This window comes from Streptomyces sp. NPDC057616 (genome assembly GCF_042800575.1).
GTDB lineage: Bacteria > Actinomycetota > Actinomycetes > Streptomycetales > Streptomycetaceae > Streptomyces.
The window spans coordinates 183,221-205,551 of sequence record NZ_JBHVGU010000001.1 but is presented as its reverse complement, the minus strand read 5'-3'; the positions used below and the strand labels follow the sequence as shown (position 1 = coordinate 205,551).

The window sequence follows — 22,331 nt, the reverse complement described above, 5'->3', positions numbered from 1 at the left end:
CGATTCCACACGGGCACGCCCATCGGCACTACTTCGTTACAAGACGTCCCAGTGGCGCCTCCTGCAACGGCACCGGGCGCGGCGCGGCAGGCGCCGGAGGATCCGGTGGAGACGGCTCGCCCGGCGCGGGGGAGGAAGTCCCCGATGCCGCCTGGCCGGCCGTGTCACCCCGCACCGGATCCTCCGGGCCCGCGTCCCCCGCTTCCCCTGATTCCCCCGTTGCCCCCGCCTCCCCCGTGGGCGCCGTCAGCCGCGCCACGCCGCACGGCACCTCGGCCGTGGCGTAGGGCAGCTGCAGCACCCCGTCCCTGGTCCAGAACCCGGAGCCGGTCAACCACCCGGCGGGCGCCGCGAGATGGTGGATGCTCCGCCGGTCGGGGCGCCACAGCCCCACCCAGCTGCCGACGGGCCCGTCGATGCGCAGCGCCACCGAGCAGTTCTCCGGGGTCAGCACCTGCCCCGGCTGGATGGCGAACGGCGTGACGTCGCACTCCCGCAGCCGCAGGAACTCCGGGAAGCGCACCGGCAGCGTGCTGCCCAGCACGCCCCAGCCCAGCCGCTCCTCGCCCGGCGAGGGCGCGTCGGAGCCGATCAGCAGCAGACCGCTGTCCGGATCGGCGAGCAGCAGCCGGTCGTCGCTGTCGTCGGCGATCTGCAGCAGCGGCGAGGTCTCCCCGTCCCGCTCCAGATCGACCACGACCGCCTTGGTCCGTCCGCCGATCTCCCGGTCCAGGGCCAGCATCCGTCCCGTGTGGTCCAGCCACACCCCACCCGAGCAGCGCCCCGGGATCTGCGCCACGTGCTCGGGCCCGAACTCGCCGCCCGCCACCTGCCACACCGCGCTGGAGTGCCGGCCCACGGCGAGGGCGTACGCCCTCTCACCGCCCGGCGCGGGCGGCAGCAGCCGTAGCCGGGTGTCCTCGTCCGGGCACTCGACCGCGCCGATCATGACCTCGCCGGTGCCCGGGCCGGTCGGGTAGAGCAGGGAGAACACGTGCCGCCCGGCCGTCGGCCGGCGGATCAGCACCCGCCCGTCGCCCATCGGCTGCACCTCGGCGCCGGGCTCCTCGGGCTGGTTCGCGGGCAGCGGCACGGCGTACGGCTCCGGGCCGTCCAGGGTCCAGCGCTCCGGGAACCAGGAGTCGCCGTCCCCGTCGCCGCCCAGCGCGAGACGGGCGGCGTAGGCGCCGTTCGCGGTGATGGTGCAGCCCGAGTGCGGAGCGCCGTCCTCGGGGGCAGCCTCGGGCTCGATCGCACAGGCCGTCATGGTCTGGTCACCTCCGGCGACGAAACTAGTTTTCGCACGCACACGCGTGGGACGCCGGAGCTTCTGCTTCACACATAAGGGTGGCCCAGGAACGATTCGCCTGAGGGAATGGGGGCGGGTGTGCTGAGCGGGGCCGGAGGGGGGTCCTGCGGTACCCGTGCGGCCCGACCCCTCGTCGAGGACGGAAACGGGCTTCGGTTCAGCGGCGCAGATCAGGCAGGTAGCCTTTTGTCCGTGCCCCGTCTGTCTGAAGTCATCGCCGCGCTGGAGAACCTGTGGCCCGCCGCGCGGGCCGAGTCCTGGGACGCGGTCGGCACGGTCGTGGGCGACCCCGACCAGGAGGTCACCCGGGTCCTGTTCGCCGTCGACCCGGTCCAGGAGATCGTCGACGAGGCCCTGAAGCTCGGCGCCGACCTGCTCGTCACCCACCACCCGCTCTATCTGCGCGGTACGACGACGGTCGCGGCCGGTCACTTCAAGGGCCGCGTCGTGCACACGCTGATCAAGAACGACATCGCGCTGCACGTCGCCCACACCAACGCGGACACGGCCGATCCGGGCGTCAGCGACGCGCTCGCCGGCGCGCTGGACCTTCGGGTCGTGGGCCCCCTCGTGCCCGACCCGACGGATCGGGACGGCCGCCGCGGCCTGGGCCGCATCTGCGAACTGGACCATCCGCTGCCGCTGCGCGAGTTCGCCGCGCGGGCCGCCGAGCGGCTGCCCGCCACCGCGCAGGGCATCCGCGTGGCCGGCGACCCCGAGGCCGTGATCCGCACCGTCGCCGTCAGCGGCGGTTCCGGCGACAGCCTCTTCGACGACGTGCGCGCCGCCGGCGTCGACGCCTTCCTCACCGCCGACCTGCGCCACCACCCGGCCTCCGAGGCCGTCCTCCACAGCCCCCTCGCGCTGCTCGACGCGGCGCACTGGGCCACCGAGTGGCCCTGGTGCGAGCTGGCCGCAACCCAGCTCGACGAGATTTCCGACCGTCACGGATGGGACCTCCGCGTCCATGTCTCCAAGACGGTCACCGACCCCTGGACGGCCCACGCGGCCTCCCCTGATTCGACTGCAGGAGCCCCCAACTGAATGCCGCGCCCGCCGACCAGATCCGACTCCTCGACGTCCAGGCACTCGACGTCCGCCTCCAGCAACTCGCGCACCGGCGGAAGTCGCTGCCCGAGCACGCCGAGATCGAGTCGCTGCACAAGGACCACACCCAGCTGCGCGACCTGCTGGTGGCCGCACAGACCGAGCAGAGCGACACCGCCCGCGAGCAGACCAAGGCCGAGCAGGACGTGGACCAGGTGCGCCAGCGCGCCGCCCGCGACCAGCAGCGCCTGGACTCCGGTGCCGTGACCTCGCCCAAGGACCTGGAGAACCTCCAGCGCGAGATCGCCTCCCTCGCCAAGCGGCAGAGCGACCTCGAGGACGTCGTCCTGGAGGTCATGGAGCGCGTCGAGTCCGTGCAGGAGCGGGTCGCCGAGCTCACCGGGCGGGTCTCCTCCGTCCAGTCGAAGGTCGACGACGCGACCGCGCGCCGCGACGCCGCCTTCGAGGAGATCGACGGCGAGGTCGCCACGGTCACCAAGGAGCGCGAGGTCGTCGCCGGCACCATCCCCGCCGACCTCCTCAAGCTCTACGACAAGCTGCGCGAGCAGCAGGGCGGCATCGGCGCGGCCAAGCTGTACCAGCGCACCTGCCAGGGCTGCCGTCAGGAGCTGGCCATCACCGACATCAACGAGATCCGCGCGGCCGCCCCCGACACGGTCGTGCGCTGCGAGAACTGCCGCCGCATCCTGGTGCGTACGGCCGAGTCGGGTCTGTAGATCCGGTCTCTCCGGACGTCTGTAAGGGGCTTGTGCCGTGCGGGAGTTCATCGTCGAGGCGGACGGCGGGTCACGGGGAAACCCGGGGCCCGCGGGCTACGGTTCCGTCGTGCTCGACCAGGCGACGGGGGAGACGCTGGTCGAGGCGGCCGAGTACATCGGCGTCGCCACGAACAACGTCGCCGAGTACCGGGGGCTGCTGGCCGGCTTGCGGGCGGCACACGAACTCGACGCCTCGGCGGTCGTCCACGTCCGTATGGACTCCAAGCTCGTCGTGGAGCAGATGTCCGGCCGCTGGAAGATCAAGCACCCGGACATGAAGCCCCTGGCCATGGAGGCGTCCCGGATCTTCCCGCCGGAGCGGGTGACGTACGAGTGGATCCCGCGCGAGAAGAACAAGCACGCGGACCGGCTCGCGAACGAGGCGATGGACGCGGGACAGCGCGGCGAGCAGTGGTCGGCGGCGGAGTCGACGGCCGAGCTGGAGGCCGCGGCGGCGAAGGCCGAGGCCGATGTGCGGGCCGCCACGACGGTCGGCAAGGTGAGCAGCCCGGGCTGGGCCCCGGCCGACCTCGGCGCGCCCGCGACCTTCGTGCTGCTACGTCACGGAGAGACGCCGCTGACTCCGCAGAAGCGGTTCTCCGGCAGCGGGGGCACGAACCCGTCCCTCTCGGAGGCCGGACGGGACCAGGCCGAGCGGGCGGGAGCCGCCCTGGCCCGGCGCGGCACGATCCAGGCGATCGTCGCCTCGCCGCTGGCCCGCACCCGGGAGACCGCGGGAATCGTGGCCAGGCACCTCGGCCTCGAGGTGAGCATCGAGGAGGGGCTGCGCGAGACGGACTTCGGGGCCTGGGAGGGCCTGACGTTCGGCGAGGTGCGCGAGCGGTACCCGGACGACCTGAACGCGTGGCTGGGCGACCCGCACGCCCAACCCACCGGCGGCGGTGAGAGCTTCACCGCGACCGGCACCCGGATCGAGGCCACCCGCGAGAAGCTGGTGGCGGCCTACGCGGGCCGCACCGTCCTGCTCGTCTCGCACGTCACCCCGATCAAGACGTTCGTCCAACTGGCCCTGGGCGCCCCGCCCGAGGCCCTGTTCCGCATGGAGCTGTCGGCGGCCGCGCTGTCGGCGGTGGCGTACTACGCGGACGGCAACGCGAGCGTACGGCTCTTCAACGACACGTCTCACCTGCGCTGAGCGGCACGCCCCCGAAGGATCTCCGCCGTCTCCGCATCGGCCGGCAGGAACGCCTCCAGATGCAGCTCGGCGAGCGTGACGTCGACGGCGGTGGCGAAGGACGTGAGCGTGGTCAGCAGCCGCAACTCGCCCTCCGGGCAACGGAGTCGGAGCGGGACGGCGAACCCGAGGTAGTCGTCGCCGGGGTCGGAGAGCGGCGGCACGTAGGCGGCGAGTTCGTCCGCCAGCTCGCTCAGGAGCGGGTCGGGACTGCTGCGGGCCCGCGCCCGCAGATTCTCGATGATGTGCCGCCCCCACGCGTCCAGGTTCACCACGCGTGAGGCCATGCCGTCCGGATGCAGGGCCAGTCGCAGGACATTGACGGGCGGTTTGAGGAGACGGGCGGCCGCGCCCTCCGTCAGTACGTCGAAGGCCGCGTTGGCGGCGACGAGTTCGCCGCGGGGTCCGGCGACCACGGCGGGGTAGGGCAGATGGCCGTCGAGGATGCCGCCCAACGCCTCGCGCACGGGCTTGAGTTCGGCCGCGTCCAGGGACGACTCGGCGAAGGCGGGCGCGTAACCGGCGGCCAGTAGCAGCGCGTTGCGCTCGCGGAGCGTCAGCCCGAGCGACTCGGCGAGCCGGATCACGACGGCCCGCCCCGGCACGGAACGCCCCCGCTCGATGAAGCTGACGTATCTCTGCGTGGTCCCCGCCCGCGAGGCGAGCTCCAGCTGACTGACCCGCCGGGTGGTACGCCAGCGCAGCAGCTCGCGGGCGAAGGGCGGGGGTTCGACGGCGCGGGTGGTCATGGATCCAGTTGTACGTCAGGGGTACGACAACGGCCTCCTCCCTTCACCCTCATACCCGAGCGGGAATTGAGGCGTACACGCCCTCCGACCAGCATGACCGCATGACCACCTACCGCACCTACCACCTGGAAACCCCGGGCTCGATCGACGGCATAGTCCCGCGCGACACCGCCGGCGACCCGCCCACCCCCGGCCCCCGCGACATCCTCGTCCGCGTCCACGCCGTCTCCCTCAACAAGCGCGATCTGCTGATCCTGGACGGCAGTTATCCCCTCAAGGCCGCCCCCGACGTGATCCCGATCAGCGACGGTGCCGGAGAGGTGGTCGCGGTGGGGGAGGAGGTCACGCGCTTCGGCGTGGGCGACCGCGTGAGCAGCACGTACTTCCCGCGCTGGCTGGACGGCCGGATCAGCCCGGCCCTGATCGACCAGCCCGGCGCGACCCTGCCCGGCATGCTCGCCCAGTACGTCCGCCTCGACGAGAACGCTGCCGTACGGGCCCCCGACCACCTGACCTGGGAGGAGGCGGCCTGTCTGCCCTGCGCGGGCGTCACCGCCTGGAACGCCGTGACCGGCGCCGAGGCGGTCCTCCCCGGCGAGACGGTTCTGACGCTGGGCACGGGTGCGCTGGCGTTGTTCGCCGTGCAGTTCGCCAAGACGCTGGGTGCGCAGGTCATCGCCACGACGTCCAGCGAGGCGAAGGCCGCCCGCCTCAAGGACCTGGGCGCCGACCACGTACTGAACTACGTCGAGAACCCGAAGTGGGCAGCAGCCGTACGGGAGTTGACCGGCGGCCGTGGCGCGGACCTCGTCGTCGAGACCGGTGGCCCGGACACCATCGAGCAGTCGGTGCGCGCGACCGCCCTCTACGGCCGCATCGCCCTGATCGCCGCCAACAGCCCGCACAAGGACCGGCTGGAGATCACCACGGACGCCCTCGCGTCGAGCCTGGTGACCCTGCGGCGGATCTTCGTCGGCAGCCGCGCCCACTTCGAGCGGATGAACCGCGCGATCACCCTGCATGGTCTGCACCCGGTCGTGGACCGCGTGTTCCCCTACGACGAGGTCCGCGCGGCCTATCGCTACTACGCGACCGGCGAGGCCTTCGGCAAGGTCGTCATCCGACTGTCCTGAGCCCGGAGGCTTCGCGTGCCAGCGTCTCGATCCGTGTCCAGTCGCCGGTCGCGATGGCGTCGCCCGGGATCATCCAAGTACCGCCCACGCAGGCGACGTTGGGGAGCCGGAGGTAGTCGAGGGCGTTCTCGGCGCCGATCCCGCCCGTCGGGCAGAACCGCGCCTGCGGCAGCGGCCCGGCGAGCGACTTCAGATACGGCGCCCCGCCCGCGGCCTGCGCCGGGAAGAACTTCATCTCCCGCACCCCGCGCTCCAGCAGCGTCACGACCTCCGAGGTGGTCGACACCCCCGGCAGATACGGCACCCCGGACGCCTGCATCGCGTCGAGCAGCAGGTCGGTCCAGCCGGGGCTGACGAGGAAGCGTGCCCCGGCGTTCACCGAGTCGCGCACCTGCTCCGGGGTGATGACCGTCCCGGCTCCGACCAGCGCGTCCGGCACCTCGCCGGCGATCGCGCGGATGGCGCCCAGCGCGGCCGGGGTCCGCAGCGTCACCTCGATCGCGGGCAGCCCGCCGGCCACCAGGGCCCGCGCGAGCGGCACGGCGTCGGCGACGTCGTCGAGCACGACGACGGGGATGACGGGCGCGAGATCGAGAACGGAGGCGGGCAGGGAGGCGGGCTGCGAGGTCATGACCTCATCGTGCCCCGAGGCGTGCACCCTGCGCAAAGACCATTGCGCAGAATGCAACCGCGGTCGGCATCAGGGCAGGTCAGTGGACCTCGTCGACCAACACGTCGAGCATCCACGCCTTCCCGCTCCCCTTCGGCGGCTCCACCTCGACGACGTAGCCGAGGTCGCGCAGCGCCGCCACGAGCTCACCCGGCTTCTTGGGCGCGGCCCCGGCCGTCAGCAGGCTCCTCACGATCCGCCCCTTGGTCGCCTTGTTGAAGTGGCTGACGACCTTGCGGGTCGGCGCGTGCAGCACCCGTACGCTCGCCGTCCGCCCGGCCAGCTCGCCCTTGGGCTTCCAGGCGGCGGCGTAGGCGGAGGAGCGCAGGTCCAGCACCAGCCCGTCGCCGGCGGCCTCGGGCAGCACGTCGGCCATCGGGGTCCGCCAGTGCGTGCCCAGTGCGCCGAGGCCGGGCAGCTTGACGCCCATCGAGCAGCGGTAGGAGGGGATGCGGTCGGTGACGCGGACCGCGCCCCACAGGCCGGAGAAGACGAGCAGGGAGCGGGTGGCGCGCCGCTTGGCCGCCGCGTCGAGGGAGGCCAGGTCGAGGGCGTCGTACAGGACACCGGTGTAGATCTCCCCGGCGGGCCGGGCCCCGGCGACCGGCAGCTCGGCGTTCTTGGCGATCTCGCCGCGCAGTCCCTCGCTCAGCCCGAGCACCTCGCGTGCCTTCTCCTCGTCCCCGGCGCACAGTTCGACCAGCTCGCCGAGCACGGCCTCGCGGGCCTCGGTCAGCCCGGGCAGCGACAGCGACTCCAGCTTCAGCGGGGCGCCACGCCCGGAGGTCGCCTTGCCTTCGGAGGGCGGCAGCAGGACCAGCACGGAAGATCTCCTTCTGTTTGAGCTCCCGGACAGCGTACGGGCCCCGATCCCCATACCCTCGCTGTATGCCCCGCCGCCACATCCGCGTGACCGGCGCCCCCGAAGCCCCCCTCCGGGCCGCCCTCACCGCACTGCGCACCGAACTCGGCGTCCCCGAGAGCTTCCCGCCCCAGGTGGAGGCGGAAGCCGAACGAGCCGCGAAGACTCCGCTCCTTCCGTCCTACGACGCCACGGACGTTCCGTTGTTCACCGTCGACCCGCCGACCGCCCTCGACCTGGACCAGGCGATGCACCTGTCCCGTCAGGGCACCGGCTACCGGGTCCACTACGCCATCGCCGACGTCGCCGCCTTCGTCGTACCCGGAGGCGAGGTGGACGCGGAGGCCCACCGGCGGGCGACCACCCTGTACTTCCCGGACGAGCGGGTCCCGCTGCACCCGGCGGTGCTCAGCGAGGGCGCGGCCAGCCTGCTCCCGGGCGAGACCCGCCCGGCCGCCCTGTGGACGATCGACCTCGACGCGGACGGCCGCACCGTCGCGGCCGACGTCCGCCGCGCCGTCGTCCGCAGCCGGGCCCGTCTCGACTACGCCGCCGTGCAGAAGCGGATCGACGGCGGGACGGCGGAGGAACCGCTGGCCCTGCTGAAGGAGATCGGGGAGGCGCGGGAGCGGCTGGAGGTGGAGCGGGGCGGGATCTCGCTGAACGTGCCCGAGCAGGAGATCGTGCAGCGCAACCACGCCTACGAGCTGAGCTTCCGCGCCCCGCTGCCCGCCGACGGCTGGAACGCGCAGATCTCGCTGCTGACGGGGATGGCGGCCGCGGACCTGATGGTGGCGGCCGGCACGGGCGTGCTGCGGACGCTGCCCGCGGCCCCGGACGGCGCGGTCGGCCGTCTCCGCCGGACCGCGGCGGCGCTGCACATCGACTGGCCGCACCACGTCTCGTACGCCCAGCTGATCCGCTCCCTGGACCCGCACCAACCCCATCACGCGGCGTTCCTCCAGGAGTGCACGACGCTGCTGCGGGGCGCCGGCTACACGGTCTTCCGGGACGGGCGGTTGCCGGAGATCACCACGCACGCGGCGGTGGCGGCGCCGTACGCCCACTGCACGGCCCCGATCCGGCGCCTCGCGGACCGGTACGCCACGGAGATCTGCCTCGCGGCGGTCGCGGGCGAGGCCCCGCCGGACTGGGTGCCGGCCGCGCTCGACACCCTCCCGCACGAGATGGCGGACGGCGCCCGGCGCGCGGGCACGGTCGAGCGGGAATGCGTCGACATCGTGGAGGCGGCGCTGCTCCAGGACCGGGTGGGGGAGCTGTTCGACGGCTACGTGGTGGAGGTGGAGGACCACAAACCCGCCGTAGGGAAGGTGCAGTTGGACGCCCCGGCGGTCATCGGCCGGATCGAGGGAGGCGGGGATCTGCCGCTGGGGGAGCGTCTGCGCGTGCGGCTCACACAGGCTGACCCGGGAGCGGCGAAAGTGCGGTTCGCGCCTGCGTGATCGCGGGGGCGAGGGTATGAACGAGGGCGTCGAGGTCGTCGGCGTGGAAGCGGATGAGACGAACGTCCCTTCGCCGACCGAGGAAGCTGAAGTGGCTTACTGGCTCGGCGAGTTCGAGGGTGACGGTGGTCTGGGAGCCGACGGGGAGGTCGAGTTCGCCGTCGGGGCGATCGCCGTCCTGGGTGATGCGCAACTCGCGCCGTACGGTGGTGATGTGGTGGAGAGGTACGCGCAGATCGACGTGGACGCCGCGCCGGATGCGCAGGGTGTCCGGGCCGAGGACGTGCGGCCGTACGACGGAGGCGGCGTGCAGCCCGAGGACCAACAGGACGGTGTAGACGTCGAGGACGAGGACGATCCGGTGCGCGGTGGGGTAGTCGCGCAGCAGGACGGACATGGTCAGCGTCTCGACGACGCACACGAAGGCGAAGCCGAACATGGTGAGGCGCCGGCCGCGGGCGTACCCGAAGGCTTGCTTGCCCTGCGTGCCGTGCGTCCGGCGGGTGAGCCAGAGGACGAGGTCGGCGAGGAGGCGGAGTTCGTGACGGAGGAGAACGCGGGCGGTTCTCATGGCCGGCCCTCGGCCGGCATCCGGAGTGCCCTGCGGATGGCCTCCGCCTGAGCCGGGGCGAATTCGGCGAAGAAGGCGCGCAGGAAGCTGTTCTGCTGGTCGGCCATGTTCGCGGGGAGCAGGTCGGCCGGGATCCAGGCGGCGATGGCGCGGGCGGCGCCGTCGATGCGAGGGTCGGACAGGTCGGCCGGGTCGGCGTCGGCCAGGTCGTCGAGCAGGGCGTAGACCTGGGTGGCCTGCGTGATCGCTTCCGGGTCTTCGAAGGCACTCAGCATGCCGATCAACCGCTCGCGCTCCTCCGGGCCGGCGGTCGTTTCGATGAGGGCGAGCATCTCGCGGTCCTTGGCGGCCATGGGGGAGTGGGCGGCGACGTGGGCCATGTCGTGGAAGAGGGCGCTGAGTTGGGGTGAGACGGGCCCCTCGGCGGGGATGCCGTCGGCCGCCTCCAGCAGGGCGCGCAGCCGTACCCGGCGCTCGCGGATGGCCGCCTCCTGCCGCGCCAGATCCTCGTCGAGCTCGGTGAGCACCTCGGCGAGGTCCTTGCCGGCGTCGTCGGCGAGCACGTCGCGCACCTCGGCGAGCCCGAGGCCCAGCTCGGTGAGCCGGCGGATCCGGGCGAGCACGACGGCGTGCCGCAGGGTGTAGTCCCGGTAGCCGTTCGCCAGCCGCTCGGGCTCGGGCAGCAGGCCCTGGTGGTGGTAGTGCCGCACGGTCCGCGTGGTGACGCCGACGGCAGCGGCGAGTTCTCCGATCCGCATGGGACCAGTAGAGAGTCTGACGTCGCGGCAGGGTCAAGGGGAGGGGTCGGGCGAGGGCACCTCTTGACGGCTAACGCTGTTAGCCGTACTGTCGTGAATGTCAGGCTAACGCCGTTAGCCACCCCGCTTGCCGACCGGAGGCAGTCATGAGCACGGTCACCACCAACGCACGGCGCTCGTCCTGGACCGTCGCCCGCCGGACGGCCTGGCTCGCGAACGCGTTCTTCTGGTCGGCCTTCGCGATCCTGGAGGCCGTGAACCACGGCTGGCCGGCGGGTGCGCTCGCGCTCGCGTTCTTCGTCCTCCCGGACCTGACCTTCCTCGTGGCGCTCGATGACGCGCCCCGGATGGCGAAGGGCCGGCTGCCGCCGCGAGCGGTCCCGTACTACAACGCGATGCACCGCGCGCTGGTCCCGCTGACGCTGCTGGTGGCGTACGCGGCGCAGCCCTTCTGGAACTGGGCCCCGGCGTTCGCGGCCCTCTGCGGCTGGATGGCCCACATCTCGTACGATCGCGCCTTCGGCTACGGACTGCGCAGCAAGGAAGGCTTCCAGCGTGCCTGACCGACTGACTCCCCGAGCCCGCGAGATCGCGTCGGCCGCCCGGACCCTCCTGGAGGAGTCCGGGCCGTCCGCCCTCACCCTCCGGGCCCTGGCCGACCGCCTGGGCATCAAGGCGCCGTCCCTCTACAAGCACTTCCCCGACAAGCACGCCGTGGAGGTGGAGCTGATCACGCAGATGCTGGAGGAGTCGGCGGCGGCGCTGGAGGCAGTGGAAGCGCGCGAGCCGGGCTCACTGCCGGCCCTGGCGGAGGCATACCGCACGTACGCACTGGCCCACCCCCACCTCTACTGCCTCGCCACCGAACGCCCTCTCCCGCGGGAGGCTATCCCCTCCGGCCTGGAGGACAGGGCGGCGATGCCGCTGTTGCGGGCGTGCGGTGGGGACATGGACACGGCCCGTTCCGTGTGGGCCTTCGCGCACGGGATGGTGATCCTGGAGATCCACGGACGTTTCCCGGAGGACGCGGATCTGGCGGCGGCATGGAAAAGGGGCCTGAAGGCGTTCCACTCCTAGCAAGGTGATGGGGGTGTGACCGTATGGCCGAACAGGCACTGTGGACGAGGGCGAGGCTGGGCCGCTGCGGCCCGCCGCTGGACCTCCTGACGGCCAGCTTCGACAAGCACGTCTACGCCCCGCACGCGCACGAGGAGTTCACGATCGGGGTGTGCGTCGACGGCTCCGAGGTGATCGACTACCGAGGTGGCCACATCCGTACGGGCCCGGGCTCGATCGTGGTCCTGGCGCCGGGCGAGATGCACACGGGTGGCCCGGGCAACGCGACGGACGGCTACGCGTACCGGGCGTTGTACGCCGCGCCCACCCTCCTCACCGACGGGGTCTTCACGGACGGCCTGCCCCACTTCCGCGAACCCTTGATCGACGACCCGGAACTGGCAGCGGCGATCCTCCGCACCCACACGGACCTGCGGGAGTGCCCCGACCCGCTGGAGGCGGAGTCCCGCCTGCCGTGGCTGCTGACGGCGCTGGCCCGCCGCCACTCGGCGTCCCGCCCGATGTCCGATGTGATTGTTGGAGCCGACCGCATAGCCACGGTCGTACGAGACCGCCTGGCAGACGAACTACTCGACCCCCCGTCCCTCGCTTCCCTCGCGACGGACCTGGGCCTGTCCCGCTACCAACTCCTCCGAGCCTTCCGTACGACGATGGGGATACCGCCGTACGCCTGGCTGGCGCAGTACCGCGTGACGCGGGCGCGCCGCCTGCTGGACACGGGCCTGAGGCCGGCCGAGGTGGCCGGGTTGGTGGGCTTCGCGGACCAGGCGCACCTGACGCGCTGGTTCCGCCGGGTGCTCGGGGTGACGCCGGCGGCGTACCGCAACAGCGTTCAAGACGACCGGTAGGCGGGCGGCCGAAACTCTCCGTATGACTGCACGCGGCTGGTTCCTGTTCTCCCTGATGGGAGTCGTCTGGGGCATCCCCTACCTGATGATCAAGGTGGCGGTGGACGCCCCGCTGTCCCCCTCCATGGTGGTCTTCACACGCTGCGCCCTGGGCGCGCTCCTGCTCCTCCCCTTCGCGATACGTCAGGGCGGGCTGGTCAAGATGGTCCGGCGGCACTGGCTGCCGATGCTGGGCTTCGCGTGCATAGAGATCATCGGCCCGTGGTTCACGCTGACGGACGCGGAACGGAACCTGTCCAGCTCGACGGCGGGCCTGCTGATCGCGGGCGTGCCCATCGTGGGCGTCGTCCTGTCCCGCTTCTTCGGCAACGTGGAACACCTGAGCGCACGGAGGATGACGGGGCTGGGGCTGGGCCTGGCGGGGGTGGGGGTCCTGACCGTCCCGCACCTGACGGGAGGAGACGCCAGGTCGCTCGGCGAGGTGATGCTGACGGTGCTGGGCTACGCGACGGCGCCACTGATAGCCGCGCGCTGGCTGAAGAACGTACCGACGCTGCAGCTGACGGCGCCGTGCCTGGCACTGGCGGCGCTGGTGTACGCGCCGGCGGCGGGGGCCAGCTGGCCGACCGAGATGCCATCGACCTCGGTGCTCGTGGCCCTGGTGGGCCTGGGCGCGATCTGCACGGCGCTGGCCTTCGTAGCCTTCCTGGAGTTGATCAAGGAGGTAGGCCCGACGAGGGCGACGGTCTTCACGTACGTCAACCCGGCGGTGGCAGTGGCGGCGGGAGCCCTGTTCCTGGGCGAGGACCTGACGCTGGGCATCGGGGCGGCGTTCACCCTGATCCTGGCGGGCTCGATCTTGGCGACGGCGGGCCCGGGCACCGGCACCGGCCCTGGTGGTGGCTCTGGTCCTGTCGGTCAAGGCAAAGCCACCCGCCGGGTAGCATGGTCGACACGGCAGACGAGCCGGGCGGACGGCCGCGTGGAGTCCTCCTAACAGGGGGCTTCCCGAGGAACGTCCGGGCTCCACAGGGCAGGGTGATGGCTAACGGCCACCCGGGGTGACCCGCGGGACAGTGCCACAGAAAACAAACCGCCCGGCGCTTCGGCGCCGGGTAAGGGTGAAACGGTGGTGTAAGAGACCACCAGTGCCCAGGGCGACCTGGGCAGCTAGGTAAACCCCACCCGGAGCAAGGTCAAAAGGGAGCGCCTCGGCGCTCCTGCGGGGACGTTCGAGGGCTGCCCGCCCGAGTCCCCGGGTAGACCGCACGAGGCCGACGGCAACGTCGGTCCTAGATGGATGGCCGTCTCCCCGGCCGCCGCGAGGCAGCCGGGCGACAGAACCCGGCGTACAGCCCGACTCGTCTGCCCTCGGCTCTGGCCCGCGTGGGCGAGTCACACCATGCCAGCGCGCGGAAGGGCCCGAACGGGCTATGGGATCGGGGCGCCGTCGCTCATGTTGCGCGTCGCCGGTCGCCTCCGCGCTCGTGCGACGTAAGGAGGGGAGCACCTCGCCCTCGCCCCATGAGCGAACACTTCGACAGCCGACTCAGGCAGCCTGCTCACGGCCTCCCGTGGAGTGCTTCAGCGCCCACGAGTTCGGCGGGGATGGCATCGGCCACCGCCCGGCCGGATGATCACGCTTGTTTCAGCTGGTGGGTGAGCTGTTGGAGCGTGGTCCAGGCCTGGGGGTCGGTTCCGTCTCCGAGGGTGTAGTGGAGGGCGTGTTCGGCCGGATGGCCGAGTTTGGTGGGGGTGGGGCCGAGGGGTGGGTGTTCGGCTCGGGTACGGCCGATGCTCTCGATCTCGTCGTGGCCGAGGGTGAGCGCGACGGGGATGGGTGGGGCCTCGACGTGTGGCGGCACGGTGAGGTCGCGGCGGGCGGCGCGGAGTGAGGTGAGCAGGGTGGTGAGGCCGTGCTCGGCGGCGAGGGTCGCGGCGAGGGGTTCGATCGTATCCAGGGGTGGGGTTTCGTCCCTGCCGTAGCCGAGGGTGAGGGTGATGTCCTCCTTGACGCCGGCCGGGGTGCGCAGGATGCGGATGGTGGCGAGCGCGGGGCGGTCGGGCCGGCCGATGGCGATGAGCAAGGTGGGCTGTGGTGCCCGAGTGCGGGCGAGGTCGGTCAACTGCTGGGTGGACCAGGGGAGGTTGACCGGTTCGGCGGTGCTCCAGCCGGCGGGTGGGCCGTCGGTGAGGTGGTGGTAGGCGGTTTCGAGGGCGCGGCCGAGTACGAGGTCGGCGTCGCCGGGGTGGCGGGTGCGCAGGGTGAGGAGGAGTTGGCGTTCTCCTGTGTCCGTGACGGTTTTGAAGGCCTCGGCTGCCTGGGCGGTGCCGTTCTCGTCGCGTACGGGGGTGAAGGTGCCGTTCTTCCAGTGGAGAACGGCGCCGGACAGGCCGTCGTAGTAGCCGTGTTCGGGGTGCTGGACGACCCAGCGGTTGGGCAGGCCGCGCAGGGCGGTCCGGGTGGGCAGGGTCAGGCGGGTGGTGGGGGGCGTGACGATCTGCAGGGCGCGGTCGGCGGCGGTCGTGGTGTGCAGGGCGTCGGAGAGCCAGTTGGTCAGGGGAACCAGGGGGCGGTCCTGGATGACCACGGCCGTGGTCGTGGTCAGGACGTCGACGGCGGGTGTGGCGGTGGCGGGGACCGGTACGGCGGAGATGTCGGTGGTGAGCGGGACGACGTCGGTGGTGGCGGCCTCGGGGGGCCAGACCGTGCCGCCCAGGACGGTGGCCAGTCGTCCGGCGAAGGAGCCCGCGAGGCGTCCGGCCTCGGCAACGGCGGTGGAGGCGCGGGCCTCGGTCCACCACACGGGCCCGTCGGCCACGGCACAGTCCAGCAGGCGGACGGTCTCGCCGGGGACCTGGACGAGGAGCGGTGCCTCCACGGAGACCAGGGGGCGGCCGTCGGGGGCGCAGAGCTGTACGACGGCGCCGTCGGCCGTCGTGTTCACCAACAGGTCGGGGCCGCCGGCGTAGAGGCCTGCCAGCAGGGTGTTCAGGTCCGGCATCTTGGGGGTGAGGGCGATGACGTCCTTGGTCACTCTTGGTGGGCCTCTTCTGCGGTGAGGGCGGTCTGGATGAGCTGGTGGGGGCGTCCGCGGCGGACGAGGGTGCCACGGCCGGGCGGCTGTTGGGAGGCGTACAGGCCGGGGAAGAGCTGTCCCTCGGTGCGGTCGCCGGTCATGACGAGGGCCGTCGTGCCGGTCTCCCGCAAGGTGGTCAGCAGGGGTTCGTACAGGGCGCGGGAGGCGCCGGCGGTGCGACGGGCGAGGACGAAGTGCAGGCCGATGTCCTGGGCCGAGGAGAGGTACGGCAGGAAGGGCGCCAGCGGTTGCTGGCCGGCAGTGGTGAGGATGTCGTAGTCGTCGACGAGGATGACGATGCGCGGGCCGCGGAATGCGGGCTCGGTCGTGAGGCCGTCCGGGTCGGCGGTCTCCGGCAGACGCTTTTCCAGTTCGGTGGCGATGCCGGTGGACAGGGCGGCAGCGAGTTTGGCGTTGTGGGCGTAGCCGCCGCGGTAGGACTCCGGGACGACGCCGCGCAGGCCGCGGCGCGGGTCGAAGATGCCGAAGACGAGTTCCTCGTCGGTGTGGCGCTCGACGAGCCGGGCGGCGATCAGCTTGAGCAGGTTGGTCTTGCCGCACTCGTTGTCGCCGAGGATCAGCAGGTGCTGGTCGGTGCCGAACAGGTCGAGAAGGACCGGGGCGAGGGCGTCCTGGTCGACGCCGAGGGGGAGCCGGGCGGGTTCGGCGGCGGGGGAGGGCAGCTTCGCGGCTGAGAGGCGGGTGGGTAGGACCCGTACGGGCGGGGCGAGTTCCCCGTGCCAGGAGGCACGGACCGTGCGGGCGGTGCGCTCCAGGGTCGTGCCCAGGTCGCCTGCGTCCGGGTGGTTGTCGATGCGGGGCAGTGCCACCTGCGCGAACAGGTTGCCGTCGGTCAGCACCCGGCCGGGGGTGTCGGGAGAGAGGGTCTCCGACAGCTTGCGGTCGATGGAGGAGTCGGCCGGGTCGTTGAGCCGCAGTTCGACGCGGGTGCCGAACATCGACTGGGTGGCGATGCGGACGTCGTTCCAGCGGAGCATGCCCGCCACGACATGGATGCCGTAGCCTCCGCCGCGCTTGAGCAGGTCGGCGACGGCGTCGTCGAGGTCGGCGAACTCATCGCGCAGGGCGCCGAATCCGTCGACGAGCAGGACGATGTCGGTGGCACCCAGATGCGGCAGCCGCCCGCCTGCTCGGAGATGGCGCAGCTGGTCGACGGAGTCGATGCCCAGCTCGCGGAAGAGTTCCTCGCGCTCGGACAGCATGGTGCGCACCTCGGCGATGGTGCGGGCGGCCCGTTCGTGGTCGGCGCGTCCCGCGATGCCGCCGACGTGCGGCAGCCCGGCGAGGGCGGACAGGCCGCCGCCGGCCAGGTCGAGGCCGTAGACGGCGACGTCGTCCGGGGTCCGGGTGAGGGCCAGCGCGAGGGTGAGCGTGCGCAGCAGAGTGGTCTTGCCGGACTGTGGTCCGCCGATCACCGCGACGTGTCCGCCGGCGACCGTCAGGTCCAGCAGCCACGGCTGCTGCCACTGCCGGGCCGGGTCGTCCAGCACACCGAGCGGGACCCGCAGCACGCCGTCGCCGTGCGTGAGGCGCAGGCCGTCCGTACCGGCCCGCATCGGCCCGGCGGCCGTGTCCAGGGTGACGGAGTCCGGCAGCGGAGGCAGCCAGATGCGTCGTACCGGCGGGGCTGCCGTGGCTAGTTGGTCGACCATGACGGACAGCACGGTGGGTCCGGTCTCGCGCCGGGTGACGGCGGGTTCTTCCGGTGCCTCCGACTCATCCTGCCCCGTGTTGTACGTGGGGTCGGGCCAGGCCGTCCGGGTGTCGGCCGCCTGCTCGAGCAGGGCCGGGCCACGGTAAGCGCCGGAGACGTAGCCGGCCTTGAAGCGCTCGTACGTGGAGGTGTCGACCTTCAGGTAGCCGAAGCCGGGCAGCGGCGGCAGGTGGAAGGCGTCGGTCGTGTCGAGAACCGTGCGGGACTCGTCGGCGGAGAAGGTGCGCAGACCCAGACGGTACGACAGGTACGTGTCCAGGCCCTTGAGCTTGCCGCCCTCGATGCGCTGGCTGGAGAGCAGCAGGTGGACGCCGATGGAGCGGCCGATCCGGCCGATGGACAGGAACAGGTCGATGAAGTCCGGCTTGGCGGCGATGAGTTCGCCGAACTCGTCGATGACGACGAACAGGTGCGGGAGAGGCTCCAGGTCGGGGCGGTCGGTGGCGCGCAGAGCGGCGTAGTGGCCGATGTCCGCGACGTTCCCGGCGTCCTTGAGGACCTGCTGACGCCGCTTGACTTCGCCGGCCAGGCTGGTGTGAACGCGTTCGACGAGCCCGGCCTGGTTCTCCAGGTTGGTGATCACACCTGCCACGTGCGGGAGTTCGGCGAACGGGGCGAAGGTGGCGCCGCCCTTGTAGTCGACCAGGACCAGCGCGAGGTCCTCGGGGGAGTGGGTGGCGGTCAGCGCGAGGACCAGGGTGCGCAGCAGCTCGCTCTTGCCGGAGCCGGTGGCGCCCACGCACAGTCCGTGCGGGCCCATGCCCAGCTGCGAGGACTCCTTCAGGTCCAGCAGCACCGGCTCATGACGGTCCGTCAGTCCGATGGGGACGCGGAGGAAGTCCCGCTCGGTCCGCGGTGCCCACAGCCGGGCGAGGTCGAGGGCGGCCGGGTCGTCGATGCCGAGCAGGGCGGGGAAGTCGACCGGTCCGGCGACGGGGGTGCCCTCTGTGGCCGACTCCGCGGACAGCCGCAGCGGGGCCAGCATGCGGGCGATGCCCTCGGCGCCGGGGCCGGTCACGGCGTCGCAGGTGCCGTGCGCGACGGTGGCGCCGGGTGTGCGCAGGTCGTCCACGGCGATCCGGTCACCGTCGACGGTGATGCGCACGCTTACCTCGTCCGGCTCGTGCACCTGCCGCTCCAGCAGATGCAGCACCGTCACGCCCATGTCCGTCAGCGCGACGGCCGAGTCCGGACGCGGGAGGTCGGTCGCGGTGTCCCCGTACGTGTCGTTGACGACCAGGAGCCGAGCCGTCAGGCGCAGTGCGTCCCGGCCTGCCAGCCCGCGCCGCACCTCGGCGGCGTACGCGGCGCGCCGTCGCAGGTCGGGCGTGCACAGCCGGGCCAGCTCAGCCAGGTCGGGCGCGATCCGGCGGGCGGGAACCCGTCCGTCGTAGGACTGCGGGTCGAGGACATGGGGCAGCCACTTGGCCCACTCCCACGCGGTCTCGTCGGCGGTGGCGAGGGCGAGGGCCACGTCGTCCGGCGCATGCGTCACGGCCGTCTGCAGCAGCAGCGCCCGGGCGACGCGCAGGACGCCCTCCCGGTCACCGACGACGCTGACGTTCCCCGCACGGTCCAAGGGCACCGTGAGGGGGAAGTCCGAGGCGCTACCGAAGCGGCTCTGCAGGGCATGGGCCTCGTTGAGCATGAAGGGGTCCGGCGGGGTCAGTACCCCGCCGGTGCTGTTCTGGCCGATGGCCAGCTCCTGCACGGGGATGTCGCCGGCGCCGGCCCGCAGCTGCAGGAAGTCGGCGTCCTGGCGGCGGCGCTCCCACAGTCTGGCCGGATCGCGCATGAGGTCGTACAGAGCCTGCGGCGGCGGGTTCAGCAGCCGCGCCAGCTGCCGCCGGTCCCGCTCGGCGCTGCTCAACTCCTCGCGCAGTTCCTCCAGGTACTCCAGATAGCGCTCGCGCTGGACGCGCCGGGTGCGCTGGGCCTTGCCGCGCTGGGAGAGGAACAGCGCCACCGCTCCCAGCAGAGCCACGACCAGCACGAGCGCGCCGAGCGCGGCGAACTGGCTGTTGCGGATGATCGTCATCATCACGACCGAGCTGATGACACCCGCCATCGGCAGCAGGGCTGTGGCCGCGTTGCCGATCTTGCCCTCGGGCAGGTTCGGGGGTGCCTCCACGGTGCGGGGCGGTGCGGGCGCGAGCGGGCGGGTGCTGCGGGCCGGACGGTGGATCTGCTGCTGGGTCATCGCATCCTCACGGCATGCCGCATCGCCTCGGCGGCCAGCCGGACGGCCGCGGTTCGGGTGGCCTGGCCCAGCATGGCGGTGTGGATGGGGCCCCCTTGGGCGAGATGGGGGTCATAGGGAAGCAGCACCACCGGTACGCCGGGCTCCCGCAGGTGCGCGGCGGCGGTCTTCGCGTCGAGCGTGGTGTCGGGCGAGGCGGCGCTGAGCGCGACCACGGTCGTGGCCAGGGCGGAGTGCGGCAGCTGGGCCAGCCAGTCGAGGACCTGGCGGGTGCCGTTGACGCCCTCGGCGGTCATCGGCGCGACCACGACGCGGGCGTGGGCGGTGTCCATCGCCGTACGGGCCACCTCGCCGGGCAGGCTCTCGCAGTCCACCACCGTCACCGCGAAGTACCGGCGCAGCGCCAGCGTCACGGTCCGGTACGTGCGCACGTCCAGCGGTGCGCCCACGCGGCCCTGGCCCGCGGGCAGCAGCCAGCCGCCGTCGGCCACCGGCACCAAGTAGCCGGTGACGTCGGTGAGTTGCATGGCGGGCGTGAGGATCCGGGCCAGGTCGCCGCACGACCAGCGCACCGACTCGGCGCCCATCCGCACCGGCAGGGTGCCCAGCGCCGTGTCCGCCTCCAGGGCGAGCACCGGATCGTGCCGGTAGTGGTTGAAGGTGCGTCCCAGCAGCGCGGAGACCGTGGACTTGCCCACGCCGCCGCGGATCGACGTCACCGCGATGACGCGGCCGGTGCTGACCGGCTGCTGCACCTCCTGCGCGAGGCGCGTCTGCTCGGCGACGTCCCCTCCGGCCGATGCGGTGAGTTTGCGCAGCGACCGGCTGGTTCGGCGTGCTACCGAGTCGCCGTGCTGCGGGCGCCCCAACGCGATGGCGAGCCGCGGGTCGACGGTGGGCACGGACTCGGGGGCCGCAGCGACGCGCGGATCGTGGGATGGCCGGGGGACCAGAGGCGCTGCGGGAAGCGATTCGGCGCCAGGTTCCGCATCCGCGGCCGCTCCTGTTCGCACGGGAGCACCGGGAATCGCGTCGGACGCATCCGGGCGCGAGGGCGGCGGCGCACTGTCCGGGGAGCCGTTGGCCAGTTCGCGCAGCAGGTCCTGCTGCCAGTCCCCTCCCTGAGTCATGTCGATCCCTACGTCCTTGGTCCCCGCGCGCTCACGCGAAGGTGCCCAGCAGCCGCCCGTACACTCCGAACACGCCGATGACCAGCGGGAACAGGCCGATCACGGCCACGGACTCCAGGACGTCACCGACACGCCGCAGCCGCACCCGCACATGCTCGGCCGGTTCCACGCCCAGCACCACGAGAGGGACGACCGCCAACAACGCGAGCACAGCGACAGGACCCGCCGCCGGGGCCTGCCCGAGCCACACCACCACCAGCCGCACCGCGACGACCCCTGCGGCCAGCAGCAGCACCACGACCTCGGCGGTGAGCGGAAACGCGCGCGCCCGCAGTGCCAGCACCACGACGACGGCGATGCCCAACAACACCGTCCACACGGACACCACATGCAGTACGAGTACACCCGCCCCGGCCGCGGAGGCGGCGAGGACGACGCTCGCGAGCGCCAGCCCGCGGTGCGTGGCCGCGAGCGCGGTGCCCACGTCGTACCGGCTCACCGACACTCCGCCCGTGCGCCGGTCGTCCAGCCCGGTCATCCCCGACGCCATCAGCGCCAGCCGCGGCAACACGCCCAGCAGGACCAGGCAGACGACGGCGACCAGCGCACCGGCCCGAGCCTGCTCCGTGGCGGTTCCCGCACCGCCCTGCAGCGCGATCACCGCCTCCCACAGCACCAGACACCCGCCGAGCGCCCCGGCGCCGATCAACGCGCCACGCCCCAGCGGCGTGCACCACCCGGCCAGCAACAACGCGACGGCACCGGCCCCCGCGACACCCGCCAACCGGGCCGCGCCGGACCAGTCGTAGGCATCCGCGGCCGTCCAGGCCCCGAGCGCGCCCAGTACGCCCGAGGTGGCGATCAGAGTGGTGGCCATCCCACGCTTGTGCATCCGTCCGCACAGCACGCCGGCGACCGCGCAGACTCCCGCGACGGCCACCAGCCCCCCGGCGACCGCCGACGGGGCGAACCCGCCCCGGGCCAGTACGCCGGCCGCCAGCGCCCAGATCACGGTGCTCAGCCCGGCCACCGTGCGTCGTGCCGCAGGCCTCCACCGCCACGCTCGTACGTCGAGGTCGCCGGCGACCTCATCGCTGATGTCGTGCACCACGGGAGCCGACGGCGCGTCCTCGACCCGCACCAGCCGCAGCACGGCCCCGTCGGGAACCCCGGCCGACTCCAACGTGGAGTCATGGGCCAGCGCCGAGCCGTCCGCGGTCACCAGATGCCGCAACTCCGGTCGTGCCCCCACCCGGTCGTCCAGCAGCCGCATGATCTCCGGCAGCAGGATTCCGACCGGTTCGCGCGAGGGCAGTACGAGGTCGATCCGACGCCGTTCGCCGACCAGGGTGATGCGGGTGAGCGCCGTACGGCTACCGGTCGCGGAACGACTCAAAGACCCCGTGACTATCACGCGTTCGAACCTATCACCGGGCAGAAGGGACATCGGAAGGCGAAGACGACGGCGTCAGGGCCGATGGGGACGACGGCGATACGGAAGTGCCGTACGGGCTCTTCCCGATGACCCGATGCGACACGAACGACCACCCCACACACCCGGCACACACCACGGCTGCGATCACCACCCCGGCGAACACCTTCCCGACCCGCTCGTCCAACGACCGCCGCTGCCGCTGCGCACCGAAGAGCAGGGCGTCGCGAAGACGACGGCGGCGGACGGAGACCGACTCGAGGAGCTGGTTGTCGTAGTCATGGGCTGTCACC

Annotated in this window: 19 protein-coding genes, 1 other RNA gene and 1 pseudogene; 10 read left to right on the top strand and 11 right to left on the bottom strand. The window is 72.3% G+C overall.

Going from position 1 to position 22,331, the window contains the following annotated elements; translation table 11 throughout:
- Positions 1-28: 28 nt before the first annotated feature.
- Positions 29-1,267 carry a hypothetical protein gene (locus tag ACFU97_RS00935; protein WP_384249057.1) on the bottom strand — a complete coding sequence of 413 codons (1,239 nt, stop codon included), beginning with the start codon at positions 1,265-1,267 and terminating at the stop codon, positions 29-31.
- Positions 1,268-1,501: 234 nt separating this feature from the next.
- Between ACFU97_RS00935 and ACFU97_RS00930 the strand changes: the two genes are divergently transcribed.
- From ACFU97_RS00930 to ACFU97_RS00920, 3 genes are read left to right on the top strand one after another with little or no spacing between them, the layout of a single operon-like run.
- Positions 1,502-2,353 (top strand): Nif3-like dinuclear metal center hexameric protein, encoded by an 852-nt coding sequence (locus ACFU97_RS00930; protein ID WP_384249055.1) that lies wholly within the window; start codon positions 1,502-1,504, stop codon positions 2,351-2,353.
- Complete coding sequence (locus ACFU97_RS00925) at positions 2,350-3,093, top strand: zinc ribbon domain-containing protein (protein ID WP_384249478.1); 744 nt, start codon at positions 2,350-2,352, stop codon at positions 3,091-3,093. The genes ACFU97_RS00930 and ACFU97_RS00925 overlap by 4 nt, the downstream gene beginning before the upstream one ends.
- Positions 3,094-3,130: 37 nt before the next feature.
- Positions 3,131-4,291: a bifunctional RNase H/acid phosphatase gene (locus ACFU97_RS00920; protein ID WP_384249052.1), complete on the top strand. Its 1,161-nt coding sequence runs from the start codon at positions 3,131-3,133 to the stop codon at positions 4,289-4,291.
- Here ACFU97_RS00920 and ACFU97_RS00915 read toward each other — a convergent pair.
- Positions 4,279-5,079 (bottom strand): helix-turn-helix domain-containing protein, encoded by an 801-nt coding sequence (locus tag ACFU97_RS00915; RefSeq protein ID WP_384249049.1) that lies wholly within the window; start codon positions 5,077-5,079, stop codon positions 4,279-4,281. The genes ACFU97_RS00920 and ACFU97_RS00915 overlap by 13 nt on opposite strands.
- A gap of 101 nt (positions 5,080-5,180) precedes the next feature.
- On the opposite strand from ACFU97_RS00915, the gene ACFU97_RS00910 reads away from it, so the two are divergent.
- Entirely contained in the window at positions 5,181-6,212 is a 1,032-nt protein-coding gene (locus tag ACFU97_RS00910; protein WP_384249047.1) for an NAD(P)-dependent alcohol dehydrogenase, read from the top strand.
- On the opposite strand, the gene ACFU97_RS00905 is transcribed toward ACFU97_RS00910, so the two are convergent.
- Positions 6,196-6,843, bottom strand: coding sequence for a bifunctional 4-hydroxy-2-oxoglutarate aldolase/2-dehydro-3-deoxy-phosphogluconate aldolase (locus ACFU97_RS00905; RefSeq protein WP_384249044.1), 648 nt, complete (start codon positions 6,841-6,843; stop codon positions 6,196-6,198). The genes ACFU97_RS00910 and ACFU97_RS00905 overlap by 17 nt on opposite strands.
- A gap of 79 nt (positions 6,844-6,922) precedes the next feature.
- Positions 6,923-7,705 (bottom strand): peroxide stress protein YaaA, encoded by a 783-nt coding sequence (yaaA, locus tag ACFU97_RS00900; RefSeq protein ID WP_384249042.1) that lies wholly within the window; start codon positions 7,703-7,705, stop codon positions 6,923-6,925.
- A gap of 65 nt (positions 7,706-7,770) precedes the next feature.
- On the opposite strand from yaaA, the gene ACFU97_RS00895 reads away from it, so the two are divergent.
- Positions 7,771-9,207, top strand: coding sequence for an RNB domain-containing ribonuclease (locus tag ACFU97_RS00895; RefSeq protein ID WP_384249040.1), 1,437 nt, complete (start codon positions 7,771-7,773; stop codon positions 9,205-9,207).
- Here ACFU97_RS00895 and ACFU97_RS00890 read toward each other — a convergent pair.
- Together ACFU97_RS00890 and ACFU97_RS00885 are read right to left on the bottom strand one after the other, a co-directional pair.
- Complete coding sequence (locus ACFU97_RS00890) at positions 9,158-9,778, bottom strand: hypothetical protein (protein ID WP_384249037.1); 621 nt, start codon at positions 9,776-9,778, stop codon at positions 9,158-9,160. The two genes, ACFU97_RS00895 and ACFU97_RS00890, sit on opposite strands and share 50 nt — an antisense overlap.
- Positions 9,775-10,536, bottom strand: a complete 762-nt coding sequence (locus ACFU97_RS00885; protein ID WP_384249035.1) for a MerR family transcriptional regulator — start codon at positions 10,534-10,536, stop codon at positions 9,775-9,777. The genes ACFU97_RS00890 and ACFU97_RS00885 overlap by 4 nt, the downstream gene beginning before the upstream one ends.
- Positions 10,537-10,682: 146 nt before the next feature.
- Between ACFU97_RS00885 and ACFU97_RS00880 the strand changes: the two genes are divergently transcribed.
- From ACFU97_RS00880 to rnpB, 5 genes and pseudogenes are all read left to right on the top strand, one after another.
- Entirely contained in the window at positions 10,683-11,099 is a 417-nt protein-coding gene (locus ACFU97_RS00880; RefSeq protein WP_384249032.1) for a DUF4260 family protein, read from the top strand.
- A complete protein-coding gene (locus tag ACFU97_RS00875; RefSeq protein WP_384249030.1) occupies positions 11,092-11,613 on the top strand; it encodes a TetR/AcrR family transcriptional regulator in 522 nt (173 codons plus the stop codon). The genes ACFU97_RS00880 and ACFU97_RS00875 overlap by 8 nt, the downstream gene beginning before the upstream one ends.
- A 23-nt stretch (positions 11,614-11,636) precedes the next feature.
- Positions 11,637-12,461: a helix-turn-helix domain-containing protein gene (locus ACFU97_RS00870; RefSeq protein WP_384249027.1), complete on the top strand. Its 825-nt coding sequence runs from the start codon at positions 11,637-11,639 to the stop codon at positions 12,459-12,461.
- A 22-nt stretch (positions 12,462-12,483) separates the two neighbouring features.
- Positions 12,484-13,266: pseudogene (locus ACFU97_RS00865) on the top strand (DMT family transporter); the annotation flags it as partial.
- Positions 13,267-13,423: 157 nt separating this feature from the next.
- An RNA gene (gene rnpB / locus ACFU97_RS00860) (RNase P RNA component class A) lies at positions 13,424-13,829 on the top strand.
- Positions 13,830-14,098: 269 nt separating this feature from the next.
- Here the strand turns inward: rnpB and ACFU97_RS00855 are convergent.
- Genes ACFU97_RS00855 through ACFU97_RS00835 form a run of 5 tightly spaced genes read right to left on the bottom strand, consistent with a single transcriptional unit; the run spans position 14,099 to position 22,330 of the window.
- On the bottom strand, positions 14,099-15,499 hold the full coding sequence (locus ACFU97_RS00855) for a DUF6177 family protein (protein ID WP_384249025.1): 1,401 nt from the start codon (positions 15,497-15,499) through the stop codon (positions 14,099-14,101).
- Complete coding sequence (gene eccCa, locus ACFU97_RS00850; RefSeq protein WP_384249023.1) at positions 15,496-19,476, bottom strand: type VII secretion protein EccCa; 3,981 nt, start codon at positions 19,474-19,476, stop codon at positions 15,496-15,498. The genes ACFU97_RS00855 and eccCa overlap by 4 nt, the downstream gene beginning before the upstream one ends.
- Complete coding sequence (locus ACFU97_RS00845) at positions 19,473-20,606, bottom strand: CpaE family protein (RefSeq protein WP_384249021.1); 1,134 nt, start codon at positions 20,604-20,606, stop codon at positions 19,473-19,475. The genes eccCa and ACFU97_RS00845 overlap by 4 nt, the downstream gene beginning before the upstream one ends.
- Before the next feature lie 31 nt (positions 20,607-20,637).
- A complete protein-coding gene (gene eccD / locus ACFU97_RS00840; RefSeq protein ID WP_384249019.1) occupies positions 20,638-22,002 on the bottom strand; it encodes a type VII secretion integral membrane protein EccD in 1,365 nt (454 codons plus the stop codon).
- A 31-nt stretch (positions 22,003-22,033) separates the two neighbouring features.
- Positions 22,034-22,330, bottom strand: a complete 297-nt coding sequence (locus ACFU97_RS00835; protein ID WP_384249017.1) for a hypothetical protein — start codon at positions 22,328-22,330, stop codon at positions 22,034-22,036.
- Position 22,331 lies beyond the last annotated feature (1 nt).